Origin of the sequence: Paenibacillus mangrovi (genome assembly GCF_022898935.1) — a bacterium.
GTDB classification, from domain to species: domain Bacteria; phylum Bacillota; class Bacilli; order Paenibacillales; family Paenibacillaceae; genus Paenibacillus_AQ; species Paenibacillus_AQ mangrovi.
On sequence record NZ_JALIRP010000008.1, the window covers coordinates 72,175 to 87,268 of the forward strand.

A 15,094-nucleotide genomic window follows, 5' to 3' on the forward strand; every position below is an offset into this window, starting at 1 on the left:
TACAAAAAGAAAAGCTCCACAGGCTTATAAAAGGCTGTGGAGCTTTTCTATATTATTTAGTTTAACGTGATATGCTCTGTTTACTTCCTTTTCCGACGGATTCGCCCTTGACCAGGGTAACATAAATGCGCTCATGCTCCACCTTTTCGCCGGACAGAATTTTAATCAGCTGCTCGGATGCGAGAGCCCCCCATTTGCGCTTGGAATAATCAATTGTAGCCAGCCGCGGCTGCATATAACGGGTAAGCTCAATATTATCGAATCCAATAAGGTGAATCTGCTCACCGATCTTAAAATCCGTGTCAGCAATACGGTTGCAAAGACCGATCGCCATCTCATCATTCAGGCAGAATACCGCAACTGGCTCCGCATATTCCTGCATGATCTGCTCGGCAGCCTTCTCACCGCCGCTTTTTTTGAAATCGCCCTGGATTTCGATCCATTCCACTTCCTCAGCCCGGTCGGCCACCATCTTTACGGCTTTCATCCGTTGAATGGAGTCATAGGAGTCTTCCGGTCCAGCCACGACATAGATTTTCTTATGGCCTTGTTCGACCAAAAACTCCGTAGCCAAGGTTGCACCAGCTTTGTTATCCAGCAGTACTTGATTGATGTTCGGATGCTCCAGCTCCCGGTCAAGTACGACGATTTTATGATTGCGTTCCGCATATTTAAGCAGCTCTTCACTTGAAAAGGTATGATCCAGAATAACAGCTCCATCAATCATACGCTCTGGGAGCATCCGGTGAGACTGTTTGCCGCTGCATACGATCAGGTCATAGCCTTGGGAGTTGCAAACCTCTTTCATCCCATCCAGCAGTTCCCCATACACATCGCCTTTGAAATCCGTCAGGAAGACGCCTAAAATTTTGGATTCTCTCTTTTTTAAAGTTCTCGCGGCTGCATTGGGGACATAGTTCAGCTCATTGGCGATTGCCAGAATTTTGGCGCTTGTCTCGTCTGTCACTTTGCTGCTGCCGTTGAGAGCATAAGATACCGTCGAAATCGAAACCCCGGCTTTTTTAGCGATATCCTTAATACTTACCAATTGTCCTCGCTCCTTACTATATGTTAAACCCCATTCTATATTTGCTTGCATCATTTCATTTCTATATGCCTATGGAAAATGGCGATCCCTAAAGATCGCCTAAAAATTTACATAAAAATGTCAATTACATTCGTATCGCTACTCATAGCCTCTTCAAAGGCTTCCTTAGAAATACGTAATCCGCCCTCACGGTAAGGATTAGACATTCTTTCTACAGCCAATGATCTTCCGTTCAAAACGATACGGCTGACGGAAGCTCCAGTGATGTGATAGACAAAGGTTACGTTAATTCCGTCATATTGGAAATCGAAATGCATACCATCCAGCGATGGAGGAAGCACCGGGTCAACCACAAGGCCACCTTGATCCTGACGAATACCGAGCGCATTGGAAATCAGCTGATTCATGTAGATCCCCGGACCGCTGGAATAAATTCTCCAGCCGCCCTTCACCGCAACCTTGCCGCTGCGAAGCTCATCAAAATTTGTTTGCGCGTCATAACGTGTATTAAATTTTCCGTCTGAGCTGCTGAAATATGAATTACTCTGACGGATCTCCGCATTCGGAACCACATCACGGATACCGACCGGATTGATCACGTTCAGCCCGTCCCATACGTCATCCCCATGCCCCAGCTTCGCCATTGCTTCAATATAACGGATGTGGGCGTGAACATATTGAAGTCCAACCTCACGTCCGAAGTTCGAAGCCTGCTCAGCCCGTTTGAAATGGTTGCTGACGCCGCCAGCATATTGGGCAGGACGGTTCATCAGCCGCACGCCATCAGGGAAGAACAGCTTCTCCTTGATCAAATCATAATGCGATTTTGCACGTTCCGGATCGATCAGTTCCGCAATCATACTGCGTGTCATCGGCAGCAGACGATATTGAATACCCGTTTCGGTATCCGCCGGATGCAGCATCAGCTTGGCCGAAGCCGGATCCTCCATGTAGAGGAATCCAGGAATCACATCCGTCTGCAGCATGTAGCGGTTGTAGTCTCGCTTAATACCGGAGGCCATCTCCTGCAGCTCTGCCGCAAGAGCCGGCTCTTCCGTTTGCAGTGCGGCAGACAGCTGCGTCAGAGTCTGATACGTCAATGCAACCGTCCAGCTGCTGACCATATACTTCTTCAGCTGCGCGTTCGCAGGCTGGAGCGTATCATCCCAATCCCCGTCCCCATAAGAGGACAAGTAGGTGTCATGCAAGAAATGACTGCGAATATAGCCGATTTCCTTATTCACATGCTCCAGAACTGTATATTGCTGTTCCGTAAATCGGAAGCTGCCTTTTGAGGTATAGGAAACCTTTTCCTTCAAAATACTGTAATCTTGAGTAGCCGTCAAATAGTCGCTAAGTACTTTCAGAGGCCAAACGATAATATCGCCGTGGCTCTCTTCCTGCTGGACAGGCGCGTAACGGTCGAACATGAACCACTGCGGCCAGTTTCCGTCGTCTTCATACTGATGGCTGTATACCGTCAGCATTATGTCGCGAACCTGCTCAAATTTTTGCGTTGCCATGAAGTACTCGGTAGGCCCCTGGCAAACATCCCGCGTTCCCCAAGCCGCTCCGCCATACTGCTCAAGGCCGTGCGGTACCGAATAATGGACAAGCATATTATGTGTATACCACCAGGCCAGCGCATTGACTTTGAAGAAATCCCCTTCTTCAACCCCAGCGGCGCTGGTAAGACGGAATCCGTTCATAACCTCTTGATAGAAATCATGATATTTTGCAATCTCTTCTTCTATATTCTTGCTCGATACCGGAAGTTCCTCTCCATCAAGCAGCCCTTGAGCTGTAAGAGTCCATTCCGGAGAAGAAGAGATCTGCATCGTCACCAGAGATGCACAGCCTGCCTGAACTCCTTCGGCAAGCACGGTTTCATCACCGATTTCAACCCCTGCACCATCTACCCACATGCGGTACTGCAGATTCGGATAGGCTTCCTTGCGAATAGCATCCTGACCGCCGTAAAAAGTAAGAACGCCGTTGTCATTCGACATGCGGACCGGAGTCTCGTATTCATTCACATCCATCGTAACCTGATTGGTTACCAGGAAGCGGTAAGCTTTGCCGCTTTCGGAACGTACATTCAAACGGACTTCCGGTGTATCTACTGTCGTAAAGTTCGTAATAATCAGCATATCATTTGCGGTTTTATAATACCAACGCACGTAGTTAAAGCCGATTTCGAACATAGACGGCATGGTAAGCAGCCGGTACTGTCCATCCACTTCCACATAAATACGCTGTCCGGCTGTCTTCGGTATGTTGAGCGCATTGCGTGAATTACTCGTCATTTTGTTGAAGTTCGTGTTGCCTACCACCAGATGTGAGTTAAAAATACCGTACATATATGAAGTAGTCGTAACCACCTTGGCTCCGAGTTGCACATTATTTCCGCTCATCAGAATATGCCCATGCGGACGCTCGACCAGCATTTCCTTTTCCTTTAATACGATATGCTCATAGGAATCCGTAAAGAAAGCCAAAAGCTGTTCATTTTCACGTTCTTCCTGATGTCTCTTTTCAGCAGGGAAACGTTCGTTCACTTCCGATTCTGTCATAGACAGAGTATGGAGCGGCTCGCCGATCGCTGCTTTGAGGCTGACCTGAGGAAGCTTCTGAAGAACCTGAACGTTATTATGATCTTCGGCCAGATAAGCCTCCCAGGCTTGCTGAACCTCATCCTTGAACTCCAGTTCAGTTACCGCAGCCGCATGGTCTGCTTTGAAGAGGCCATAAAATACAAAGCGTGCCTCCCCACTCAGCGAGACGAGCTCTGACTGAAGCGCCGTATAGGCAAATTCGTATTGGTAGATTTCATTCGCGAGCTTGGCCTGGCTTAGGCAGGATGGAACGTTAGTCTCTTTATAAGACAGTCCGAAAAATTGGAAGCCATCGGTCGAATAACCGACCGCACGAGTCAGAGAGCCCTGCTGAATATATGGGAATCCTCCGCCCTGCGGCTGATTCTGTCGTGAACAGACAACATATCCGTAATCTGCGTCCTGAAATGCGGAATGATCGATATACTGTGACAGATAGGCTTCATTGCTGCGTACGGCCCCGATATCTGCATCGCCGATGTCCTGACCATAAATGATATCAACAGTCACGCCTTCGCCGCGAGTTACTACGTCCCAGAACCACACGCCCTGTGAGGATAAAGCAAAGGTCACGCGGTACTCTACATTCTCAGCGCTTCCTTCCCATACGATGCGGCTGCTGCTTGCGCTAACCGTGCTTTGGGAATGAACGCCGAGAAGCGGATAAAAGGAAATGCCGGATTCATGATGAATACGCAAATATAAGTTATTTAAGGACCCTTCCAGAGGGCTTGTCATCAGTTGGTTAATCATGGTGCGGCCGCTTACGGCCTGGTATAAATCTCCGCTCTCCCAAAAGGTAAAGTTGAGATGATCCGATTGAATGTTTATCTTTGAATTCGTAATTGTGGCTGTCATGTTGTTTATTCCTCCTATCCTTTTAACACTTAAGTTCATTTATATAAAGTCAGACCAATTTAAAGGACTGCTCGAGCGTGTCGCGGCTGTTAGATCCGACAAACACCTGGAATGTTCCTGGATCGCTCGTGAAGCTGAGATCAGAATGGTGGTAACGGAGCAGTTCTTCCGTTATGGTAAACGTGGCCGTTCCGGTTTCCCCCGGCGCAAGCAACAGCTTCTCAAAGCCCTTAAGCTCGCGCATCGGACGAACGACCTCACCTGCAACGTCGCGGATGTACAGCTGCACGGTCTCCACACCTTCCCTGCTGCCCGTGTTCGTAACTTTAACTTGTACGGTCAGCTGCTCTTCCGCCTTCATTTCATGCCCCGAAATCGTCAAATCGCTGTACTCAAAAGTCGTATATGAAAGTCCGAAGCCAAAAGGAAGCAGCGGATCGTTTGGACTGTCAATATATTTCGATACGTAGCGCTCCTCTGTCTTCTGAGGATTCATCGGACGGCCCGTATTGTAATGGTTATAGTAAACCGGAACCTGGCCTACCGATTGCGGGAAGGACATCGTGAGCCGTGCGGACGGATTGACGCGTCCTACCAGAATATCGGCGATTGCCGCTCCGCCTTCGCTGCCCGGGAACCATGCTTCGAGCACAGCGTCCGCCTCTTCGAAGATGCCATGGAGATCCAGTGGACGGCCGTTGAAGATCACGGCAGCCAGCGGCTTGCCAAGCGTCTTCAGCTGTTTCACCAGCTCAAGCTGCGCTTCCGGAAGACGGATGTTCGTGCGTGAGCCACCTTCACCGCTCATCGCCGATTCCTCACCGAGAGCCAGCACAATCACATCAGCGCTGCGTGCGGTTTCGAGCGCCGCATGGATCTGCTCCTGCGAAATGCTATCGATTCCGCAGCCTTCGGAAATAGCAAGCTTCCCGCCGGACAAGCGCTCCTGCAGCGATGTTCCCAGCTGAACTGCATCTTCCTTGGCTCCAACGCAGGACCACCAGCCCAGGATATCATTGCTTTGTGCAAACGGTCCGATCAGAGCGACATTGGCGTCCGGCCCAAGCGGGAGAATGCCGTTATTTTTTAGGAGTACACTGGACTTCGATGCCAGCTCATGAGAAACGTTTCGATGCTCTTCGCAGAAAACAACCTCACGTTCTCTTTCCGGATCAGCTGCACGCAGCGGATTTTCGAAGAGTCCGAGTTTATCCTTAAGGCGCAAAATGCGCAGAACCGCTTCATCGATCAGTGCTTCATCTACCCGGCCGCTTTCAATCAGCTTAGGCAGTTGATTGACATAGCATGGCGTCATCATCTCAATGTCCACACCCGCTCGAATCGCCCGGTAAGCAGCCTCGCAATCATCTTCGGCCGCGCCGTGCGCGATCATCTCCCGGATCGAAGCCCAGTCTGAGATCACTACACCGTCAAAGCCCCACTCGTCGCGCAGAATTCCGCGCGTAAGCTTCTCATTGCCTGTAGCCGGAATACCGTCTACCGTATTAAACGATGTCATAACCATTTCACAGCCTTCATCGAGTGCTGCTTTGTAGGCTGGCAGATATTGTTCACGCAAATTCCGTTCGGACATGTTCACCGTATTGTAATCACGTCCTCCTTCCGGTGCGCCATAAGCTGCAAAATGTTTCACGCAGGCGGCCAGACGATCGGGATTTTCCTTCAAATTGTCTCCTTGGTAGCCGCGGACGAAGGCTCTTGCAAACAAGCTGTTCAAATAAGGGTCTTCACCTGTAGTTTCCATGACTCTGCCCCAGCGTGGATCACGCACCAAATCCACCATCGGCGCAAAGGTGACATGAATACCAGATACGGCAGATTCTTTGGCGGCGATTTCTGCACTTTTCTCAGCCAGCTCCATATCCCAGGAGCAGCCGATTGCAAGCGGAATCGGGAAAATGGTTTTGAATCCGTGAATGACATCCGCCATGAACAAGAGCGGAATGCCGAGACGGCTTTTACTAAGATATGCTTGTTGTACATCTATAACAGCCTGCGCTCCCGACAGACCAAGTATGGAACCGCTCGCGGTTACCACCCCTTCGGTAATTCCCATTTCTTCCATCGGGCCCGTCACTTGACCTTTATTGTCGGTACCTTCATGAAAATGGGCGGTAAGCTGCAGCAATTGGGCAATTTTCTCTTCTAATGTCATCTGTTCTACAAGGCCTTGTAATTGCTGATTATCCATACAGTTCCCCTCCACTACCTATAATTGAACTGGTTTCTTCATTTATGATGCTATGCGTATGATGTTATGCGGCTCTTATGCCGAAAAACTCTTGCTTACTCGAATCAAGAGACATCGTTTGACGTTCTCTTCGATTCTTTCTCCTTTCTCAGGAGCTTGTACAAACATTCATCATCCACTTCAAAATGGACGAGGACGAAGGACTTCTGCCTTTCATCGTTTGTGCAAATTCCTCATTTAGAAGAATCCTTCTATAGAAGAGAAGAACCCGGTGGCATCCACGTTCCTGCACACCGGGTTCATAGACTCGGATTGCGGCAAAGCCTCAGTCTTTATCCTTTAAAGCGGTATCCTTAATTGGCAAATTTGCTGTTCAATTCGTCCAGAACCGGTTGAACGAGGGATTGCTTGCTTTGTACCCACTTCTTCCAGTTCGTTTCCAAATCACCGCTTTGCAGAATCAGGTTGGCATATTCGTTCTGGTATTCGAAAGTTGCCTGGCTCTTCGGTTTGGAATCGTACAGTTGCACATCCCAATCATAAGTTGCCAGCTTGCCGCCTTCTGTTCCCAGTTTCGCTTTGTTCTGGAAATGTTTCACCGCAGTCTCACGGTAATCTTTCTTGATCGCAGGGTTGATCATACTAAAGTCATCACCGAGGACATAAAGTCCTTCGAAACGGGCTGGATATTTGTCTTCCAGAGATGTTCCTTCAGGCAGCAGGCTTACAAGCTCATTGTTTTCGCCATACTTCCAGTCTTTTCCTTCAAAGCCCATATTCAGTAGCAATTGTCCTTCTTTGCTTGTCGAGTAATCGATGAGATCCATGATGCGCTCGAATTTCTCTTTGCTGATATCCGGCGAGAATATGAGCGAGGACCAGAAGTTAGGCTGCTCCAGGTTGCGGTATTTACCGTCGTCACCGAGAACGATCGCTGTATGAACGAGTTCGTCACTGTTCACGCCCAGGTTTGTCTTCATGGCTTTATCCATATCTTGTCTGTACGATGCCAGACCACCAAGACTTGTGACTGCAGCTACACCTTTCACTTTGAAGTTGTTGCTGCCTTCATTGTTTTTCCAAGTATAGAATTCAGGGTCCAAGAGGCCTTCTTTGTAAGCTTTTTGCATCAACTTCAGACCTGTAAGGGTCTCAGGATCTGCAGGACCCCAGTGGAACTTGCCGTCTTCACCTTTGTAGTATGCGGATTCCACGCGGGAATGCTCGCTGTTAGCCATGATGATATTGGTAAGAGCGTCATCAGCGTTATAAGAGATCGGAATGAGTTTCGAACCGAGCTTGCCAGGGTCTTTTTCTTTAACCAGCTCAGCATATTTCATGATTTCGCTTGTTGTGTATGCATCCTTCAGCTCAAATCCAACCGCTTCCGCCCAGTCTTTGCGCATTGCGATGACGCCGATTTGGTTCACGAGCGGATCTGCAGGTTTATTTTCGTAATAAACGGGTTTTGGCAAGATGTACGTACCGCCGGTCAGCTCTTCCAGCTTGTCACCGAGGCCTGTCTCCTTGTAAGCCGCGGCTACGTTCGGCCAGCGTTCTTTCCAGTCATCCGGGAATTTATAAAGAAGTCCTTGGTCTACGTAGTTCATGAAATCGCCATGCACATAGTTCCAGCTCGCAACGTCAGGAAGGTCACCGGAGTTGATCCACAGACGAAGCTTCTCTGCCCAGGAATCCCACTGAATATAGTTGTAGTCCCACTCGATATTGAATTTGTCCATCCAGTACTTATGGAACTCATTGTCCAGTACGCCATCCTTCACCTCCGTAGTTTGGGCAACGGAAATGGTGAGCTTGTCCTTATACTTTCCGTTCTCATCTTTCTCGTTGCCGCCCGTTGATGCTGTTTCACTGGAACATGCAGTCGCCGTCAGCATGACCGCTGACATGGCGATCGCCATAAGAGGTTTGAAAGCTTTCTTCATTCTCATGTTTACTCCCCCAAGTTGATCAGATTTTTTGACAAAAAATCTATGCATTAATCAGGTCTTGATAGCCCCTGTTAATACCCCTTTTGCGAAGTGCTTTTGCAGCAGCGGGAAGAAGCACATGATCGGCACCATCGAAACGAAGACCGAAGCCATTTTCATTCCCGTCGAGAAACCGGATTTATTCAGCGCGTCGACACTTGCTGCGTTGGAAACATTCGTTGTTGATTCGACAATGATCGTCCGGAGGACGTTTTGCAGCGGCAGCATATCCGCTTTCCGGAGGAATATCATGGCATCATACCAACCGTTCCAGAACGCAACCCCATAGAACAGTGTGATCGTAGCCATAATCGGCGCTGACAGCGGAAGAACGATGGATAAGAGAATTTTCCATTCCCCTGCCCCGTCGAGCCTTGCGGATTCCATCAGAGATTCCGGCAGACCCTGGAAGTAGTTCATCATCAGAATCATATTGAAAGCACTGAAGCTGCCTACCAGTACGACAGACCATAAGGTCCCCGTTAAATGCAGTGCCTTCATAACCAGGTAAAGCGGTACAATACCGCCGTTAAATATCATGGTGAACAGAACCAGGAAAAAGAAGAACTTCTTACCCGGGAATTTATTGCGGCTGAGAGCATATGCCATCGTGCTTGTCAGGAACAAGCTGAGCGGCAGTCCGACAATAAGAATCTTAAACGTGTTCCAGAATCCCGTAAGTATTCGTCCGTCCTGGAACAGCGCTTTGTACGCATCCAGTGTCGGGTTTTTCGGGAACAGCATCATTGGGTTATCCGCATAATCCTTTTGCGAAGAGAGTGAAATCGCAATGACGTTCAAAAATGGAATGATAATCATTAATGCTAAGATCGACAGCACGACCAGCAGGACGTAATCCAGGAAAGTCATTTTCCCGATCCGGTATTTATGCTTTTTTACAGCTTTGGCACTCATCTGTTGCACTCCTTTCCTAACGGAACAAACCGTCTCCGCCCATCAATTTAGCCACTTTGTTAGCACCGAGCAGCAGGAACATATTCACTAGCGAACGGAACAAGCTCACTGCTGTCGAGAACGAGAAGTCCGTCGAAGACTGGAACGTAACCCGGTAGATGTACACGTCCAGCACCTGAGACACATTCTGCGTCGCCGCGTTCGCCAAGTTAAAGATCTGGTCAAAACCAGCTGACATTATGCCGCCCACGTTAAGAATAAACATGACGGAAACGGTAGGAAGAATGTTCGGGAGCGTAATTTTGAAAATTTGCTGCATGCGCGAGGCGCCATCGATCTGTGACGACTCATACTGGTCCTGATCGATCCCCGAAATTGCAGCCAAAAAGATGATCGCACCCCATCCCGCTGACTTCCAGATATCCGTTATGATCAGCATCGGCAGGAACATTTCTTCAGAGCCTAAGAAATTAATGGTCGGGAGACCCAAAAGCTGCAATGCGCTGTTGACCAGTCCATCATAGGAAAGAACGTTGATAACGATCCCGGACACGATGATCCAGGACAAAAACTGTGGAAACGTAAATATGGTTTGGAACCACTTTTTCGTCTTCCGCATCCGAAGCTCGTTCAGCGCCAAGGCCAAAAGAATCGGGACCGGAAACATGATGACGAGTTTAATGATGTTGATGTACAGCGTTCTCCATACGGCATCTATGAAATTCGGATCACGGAATACGTATTTGAAATTTTCAAATCCGACCCATGGACTACCCAAAATCCCCTCGCTTGCCTTGTAATCCTTAAACGCGAGCGACAAGCCGCCCATCGGCAGGTAAGCGAACAGGATCAACCAGATCAGACCGGGTATCAGCAGTGTGTAGGTCATCCGGTGCTTCCAGATTTCCTTGTACCAGGCTCCGGTTCCCAAACGTCCACTCAATTTTTTGTCAGGCCCTAAGGCTGCGGGTTTCAATTTGCATCGCCTCACTCTACTTAGTTCTTTTCGTTAAACAGGAAGTCAAAGGCCGTCTTCAAATGCTTCTCCCAGAAAAACCAGTCGTGCGTCCCCGGCCCTTCCACATAATTGAAGCCAAACGGCGTTGCCCGCATGTAATTCGCAAATTCGCGGTTCATCTTGATAAACGGATCCTCGGTTCCACAGCAGGACAGCACCGGTGGCAGTTGACCGCCCTCTTCGATTCGTTTTGCGGCAAGCGCATACAAATCCTGATCCGGTTTGACGTTAAGCTCCGTACCGAATACCGCCTGCATCTCCTTAGCCATACCTGGCTCCATGTTCGGATCCCTCAGACGCTGCTGGATATCGGTAACTCCGGAGAGCGACACGGCTTTGGCATAACGGTTCGGATAAGTAAGCGCGGCTTTCAAAGCGCCATATCCTCCCATGGACAATCCTGCAACAAACGTTGACTTCGGATCGTTGTTTAACCTCAGCAGGCGACCGCAAATTTCAGGAAGCTCCTGTGTCACGTAATAAAAATAATCGAGGCCGTATACCATGTCCGTGTAATAGCTTCGATTCACTTCCGGCATGATGACCGTGCAGCTGTACTTTGCCGCATAGAGTTCAACGGTCGTCAAACGGTGCCAAGTGCTTGCATTATCACCCGCACCATGCAGTAGATAAAGCGTGCTGCTTGTCGGTACGCCGGTATCAACTGGGGAGATCACATGGATACTGGTTGTCATTCGTAAAGTAGGCGATCCTGTGTCTATCGTTATATGCGCCATATGTAACCCCTTTCATCCGATCCAATTTCCGGCCAGCTCCAGACTCTCGAATGGTATGGAAATACCATCCCGACATGGCATTGAATACATAGCTTGAAGCGAAACGTTTCTTTTCATTGCAAAAAAAGAGAACTTTTCGCTTGAATTCCGCCACGTCTCCCTTACTGTATAGCCTCACAGCCTATGAACTCTATGAATTGAAATAACACTCATTGTACTCGTTGGCTGTTTGTAAGCGATTCATTCGAATCGTTTCGATAACATCATAAGTCTTCATGATAAGTCATGTCAACTGCCATTTTGAAAATACTAACTATAGTGATGCGATTGTTCACGTTTCGGCTAAATTTCTACCTTTTTATGACATGAAAGTTATTTTAGGGTGATTTCGATTGTCGAATTGACAACCAAATTGAATTATAATAGATTTTAGTTAAAAGAATATAATGGAAACGTTTCTATTCGTTAGAAAGAAGGCAATTTCTATGTCCATATCATTAAACGGCTTTGTAAATCGTGTTACCCAGCAGCAGTTAAACGTTCTCTCCGCACGGGTTCTGCAGGATGGAAATTGTGCCGCACAGTGGGATCTGACTATCGATGAACGCCGGCTGCAGCATTCGGTCAGCAAATCCTTTACGTGCATGGCGGTAGGACTCGCCATCGCCGAAGGCAAGCTGTCTTTGAAAACCAAGCTTAAAGACTTTTTTCCGCAATATGCACAAGAGAATCCGGGAGACGATCCCTCCTTCCGTCCAGGAGAACTAACGCTTTACGACCTACTCCGCATGTCCTCCGGACATGACTCACCTCCGTTATGGGCTGATGAAAGAGCCTCTTTACAAGAGAAGGACTGGGTAAAATATTACATGTCTCTGTCTTTAGACAGAGCTCCAGGTGAGACTTTTACCTACAGCAGCGGCGATACGTTTGTCATCTCGGCATTGGTGCAGGCTGCCGTCGGCCAGACGGTGAAGGATTACCTGACTCCACGACTGTTCAAACCGCTCGGCATTCATGACGTAAGTTGGGAGACTTCACCTCTCGGCGTAACCCTTGGATGTGCGGGGCTCTCCATCAGCAATGAAGAACTGAGCCGATTTGGCCAGCTTCTCTTGCAAAAGGGAGAGTGGAACGGCAAGCAGCTGGTGCCTGTGGAATGGATCGATTTTGTGACCCGTAAGCAGATCGATAATCAGGGTGGTCCCGATTGGAGTCAAGGCTACGGCTGCCAGTTCTGGATGTGCAGACATGATGCCTATCGCGCCGATGGTGCACATGGGCAGTTCTGCATCGTCATTCCAGGCAAGAATGCGGTCATCGCCATTAATAGTGAGGAAGATGACATGCAGGGAATACTGGATGCGGTGTGGGAGGAGATTTTACCGTTGCTGTAAAAACCGAATATTCAAATTCCTTTAGGATATAATAACTGAACCATTTATTTTTGATATCCAAAATAAGGTTGAATATGATGACGAGCCAAATATTCCATTGTTTCTTAAAAAGCGTTACCATTTCGATCCTAGTCATATTTTTCGCCGGACTTACCGTTCCTGTCCATGCCGATCCATCACTCCCCATCGTTACCTATGAATCGGTTTACTCTATTGATGTTTTTCCGGCTGAACACAAACTGATTGTGTGGAAACAAGGGAAGAAAATAAAAACCTACCGCGTCGCGGTCGGCAACCCATCTACGCCAACTCCTGTGGGAGAATACATCATCACGTACAAGGGGAAAAATTGGGGACCTTCCTTTGGACCAAGATGGCTCGGATTGAACGTGTCTTGGGGCAATTATGGCATACACGGAACGAACAGACCCTATTCTATCGGTCAGCATCAGAGCCATGGCTGCATACGTATGTTTAACATGGATGTCCTGGAATTATACGAGATGATTCCTCTTGGGACAAAAGTAACGATCTACGGTCATATTTTAGGGGATACGAATCATCATCCGAGACGGCTCGCCGAAGGTGATGTTGGAGCAGATGTACAGCTCATTCAATCCCGGTTGAAGAGTGCAGGATATTTCCCCGGTACAACCGACGGCAAATTTGGATCTGCTACCACCCTTGCCCTGAAAAAATTTCAACGGGACCATCAATTGCAGCAAGATGGAGTTGTTTCCGAAGAGGTCTACGAAACGTTAGGGTTAGTAGAATGAAACAGCATGCAAAAGCCACTCCGAAGAGTGGCTTTTTGTACGTCCCAGGAGGGATATAGCCCTACGGCCGGACTGCGATGCGATTGCTTATTATCCGACGCCCCTAATGGCATACATAATTCTAAAATCGAAAAAAGACTCCTTATCTAAGAGGTTCATGGTATAATATGGAATGTACATACACACCTTGAGTGGGCGCACCCTCCCGAAAGGGGGTGGTGCGATGAACATTTCGTTCGGTGAAGTTCTTACCTTCGGGTTATTCCTGTTGGCTTTGCTGACTTACATCGATAAACGAAAGTAACCCACTCCTAAGGTTCGCGCCTAAGTGGGTTACTTCACGTATCATTTACATGATCTCGGAGGGGAATCCCACTCAAGATGTTTGTACGAGGGGCAGCTGGCCGGCTGCTCCTTATTTATTGTTATCTTAGCATATGGAGAAATATACCTCAAGGGATATGGGGTTCTCTTCCCTCCATCGCATGTAAAAGCCACTCCGAAGAGTGGCTTTCTGTACGTCCCAGGAGGGATACAGCCCTACGGGCTGACTGCGATGCCGATGCTATCGATGCTCATGCTTCGACGAACCCTAATGGGTTCTCATCCCTCCATCACATGAAAAAAGCCACTCCGAAGAGTGGCTTTTTGTACGTCCCAGGAGGGATTCGAACCCCCGACCGACGGCTTAGAAGGCCGTTGCTCTATCCAGCTGAGCTACTGGGACTTAATATGTATAAAAACGATGCGTTTATTATTATAACTCATCTTTCTGAAAATTTAAAGGGGAATTTATAAAATGAATCATCGAATTTTGTAAAGGGTAATATGATAACACCATATATCGATATAAGGAGCTTGTGCCATGCGCCATTTCCTACCAGCATCATCCTATTTCAGCATCTTTTTCGCGCCGATTATATTACCGATCATTGTCTGGATTGTTTCCAGAGATCACTATGTTGAAATGCATTCGAAATATGCGCTGATATCTCATATCTTGCCCCTTATCGCAGCAGTTCCGCTGATTATATTATCGTTTAAAGCCAATCAAACAAGCTCAGTTTTCGGTTATATTATGTTGTTCGCCATCATTTATTTAGGGACTGTTATCTACAATATCGTCAAAGGAATTAAGGTTCTGCTTCAGTATGCTTAAGTCCCAAAAACAAATCCCTTCCATTATATGTAACATAGAGAAGTCGTTCAAATCTGCTGAAAACGTATACATAGTGAAAACCTCCGGTCTATCGGAGGTTTTCACTTCAGGGGCTACTTATTGCCAAAACGTCGCGGGCTTTGAGGAACAGCTAAATTTCTCTCGTTTTTGCTCAGGACTTCTTCAGCAAATTCAGTCTGGTGGGCATACTTGTTGCCTTTCGTCTTTTTGTACGTGTTCGCCACTTTCGCTCACCCCCCTGTCCTATAGTATGGGAAGCGTGGAGGACCGTTATGAGCCATAATTATTGGCTAAGCATACAGCCTTTGCGGAGAAAAATATGCTCCGATGACAGTATCCCTCTTCTT

Annotated in this window: 11 protein-coding genes and 1 tRNA gene; 3 read left to right on the forward strand and 9 right to left on the reverse strand. The window is 47.9% G+C overall.

Annotated elements, in window-relative coordinates; all coding sequences use genetic code 11:
• Window positions 1-61 precede the first annotated feature (61 nt).
• The 7 genes from MUG84_RS19115 to MUG84_RS19145 form a co-directional block, all read right to left on the reverse strand.
• Entirely contained in the window at window positions 62-1,048 is a 987-nt protein-coding gene (locus MUG84_RS19115; protein ID WP_244727753.1) for a LacI family DNA-binding transcriptional regulator, read from the reverse strand.
• A gap of 107 nt (window positions 1,049-1,155) precedes the next feature.
• The gene (locus tag MUG84_RS19120) at window positions 1,156-4,521 is read right to left on the reverse strand and encodes a GH36-type glycosyl hydrolase domain-containing protein (protein ID WP_244727756.1); all 3,366 of its coding nucleotides are present in this window, start codon (window positions 4,519-4,521) and stop codon (window positions 1,156-1,158) included.
• A 49-nt stretch (window positions 4,522-4,570) separates the two neighbouring features.
• A complete protein-coding gene (locus MUG84_RS19125) occupies window positions 4,571-6,733 on the reverse strand; it encodes a glycoside hydrolase family 3 N-terminal domain-containing protein (RefSeq protein WP_244727758.1) in 2,163 nt (720 codons plus the stop codon).
• 353 nt (window positions 6,734-7,086) lie between these two features.
• Window positions 7,087-8,685, reverse strand: coding sequence for a type 2 periplasmic-binding domain-containing protein (locus MUG84_RS19130; protein WP_244727760.1), 1,599 nt, complete (start codon window positions 8,683-8,685; stop codon window positions 7,087-7,089).
• A 51-nt stretch (window positions 8,686-8,736) separates the two neighbouring features.
• A complete protein-coding gene (locus MUG84_RS19135) occupies window positions 8,737-9,639 on the reverse strand; it encodes a carbohydrate ABC transporter permease (protein WP_244727762.1) in 903 nt (300 codons plus the stop codon).
• Between the two features lie 16 nt (window positions 9,640-9,655).
• Window positions 9,656-10,615, reverse strand: coding sequence for an ABC transporter permease (locus MUG84_RS19140; RefSeq protein WP_244727764.1), 960 nt, complete (start codon window positions 10,613-10,615; stop codon window positions 9,656-9,658).
• Window positions 10,616-10,635: 20 nt separating this feature from the next.
• Window positions 10,636-11,394 (reverse strand): alpha/beta hydrolase, encoded by a 759-nt coding sequence (locus MUG84_RS19145; RefSeq protein WP_244727766.1) that lies wholly within the window; start codon window positions 11,392-11,394, stop codon window positions 10,636-10,638.
• Between the two features lie 485 nt (window positions 11,395-11,879).
• Between MUG84_RS19145 and MUG84_RS19150 the strand changes: the two genes are divergently transcribed.
• Both MUG84_RS19150 and MUG84_RS19155 read left to right on the forward strand, forming a co-directional pair.
• A complete protein-coding gene (locus MUG84_RS19150; protein ID WP_244727768.1) occupies window positions 11,880-12,791 on the forward strand; it encodes a serine hydrolase domain-containing protein in 912 nt (303 codons plus the stop codon).
• Between the two features lie 74 nt (window positions 12,792-12,865).
• Window positions 12,866-13,567, forward strand: coding sequence for a L,D-transpeptidase family protein (locus tag MUG84_RS19155; protein WP_244727771.1), 702 nt, complete (start codon window positions 12,866-12,868; stop codon window positions 13,565-13,567).
• Between the two features lie 653 nt (window positions 13,568-14,220).
• Here MUG84_RS19155 and MUG84_RS19160 read toward each other — a convergent pair.
• Window positions 14,221-14,294, reverse strand: a tRNA-Arg gene (locus MUG84_RS19160).
• Window positions 14,295-14,432: 138 nt separating this feature from the next.
• Between MUG84_RS19160 and MUG84_RS19165 the strand changes: the two genes are divergently transcribed.
• Window positions 14,433-14,726 (forward strand): magnetosome magnetite crystal formation protein family, encoded by a 294-nt coding sequence (locus MUG84_RS19165; protein WP_244727773.1) that lies wholly within the window; start codon window positions 14,433-14,435, stop codon window positions 14,724-14,726.
• 113 nt (window positions 14,727-14,839) lie between these two features.
• Here the strand turns inward: MUG84_RS19165 and MUG84_RS27370 are convergent, their stop codons facing one another.
• Window positions 14,840-14,971, reverse strand: a complete 132-nt coding sequence (locus MUG84_RS27370) for a hypothetical protein (protein WP_280521410.1) — start codon at window positions 14,969-14,971, stop codon at window positions 14,840-14,842.
• Window positions 14,972-15,094 lie beyond the last annotated feature (123 nt).

What these genes read in the sequence shown, in the direction of transcription:
- MUG84_RS19155 (WP_244727771.1), top strand. Translation starts at nt 12,866, where the DNA reads ATGATGACGAGCCAAATATTCCATTGTTTCTTAAAAAGCGTTACCATT.
- MUG84_RS19130 (WP_244727760.1), bottom strand. Translation starts at nt 8,685, where the DNA reads ATGAGAATGAAGAAAGCTTTCAAACCTCTTATGGCGATCGCCATGTCA.
- MUG84_RS19165 (WP_244727773.1), top strand. Translation starts at nt 14,433, where the DNA reads ATGCGCCATTTCCTACCAGCATCATCCTATTTCAGCATCTTTTTCGCG.
- MUG84_RS19120 (WP_244727756.1), bottom strand. Translation starts at nt 4,521, where the DNA reads ATGACAGCCACAATTACGAATTCAAAGATAAACATTCAATCGGATCAT.
- MUG84_RS19135 (WP_244727762.1), bottom strand. Translation starts at nt 9,639, where the DNA reads ATGAGTGCCAAAGCTGTAAAAAAGCATAAATACCGGATCGGGAAAATG.
- MUG84_RS19125 (WP_244727758.1), bottom strand. Translation starts at nt 6,733, where the DNA reads ATGGATAATCAGCAATTACAAGGCCTTGTAGAACAGATGACATTAGAA.
- MUG84_RS19150 (WP_244727768.1), top strand. Translation starts at nt 11,880, where the DNA reads ATGTCCATATCATTAAACGGCTTTGTAAATCGTGTTACCCAGCAGCAG.
- MUG84_RS19145 (WP_244727766.1), bottom strand. Translation starts at nt 11,394, where the DNA reads ATGGCGCATATAACGATAGACACAGGATCGCCTACTTTACGAATGACA.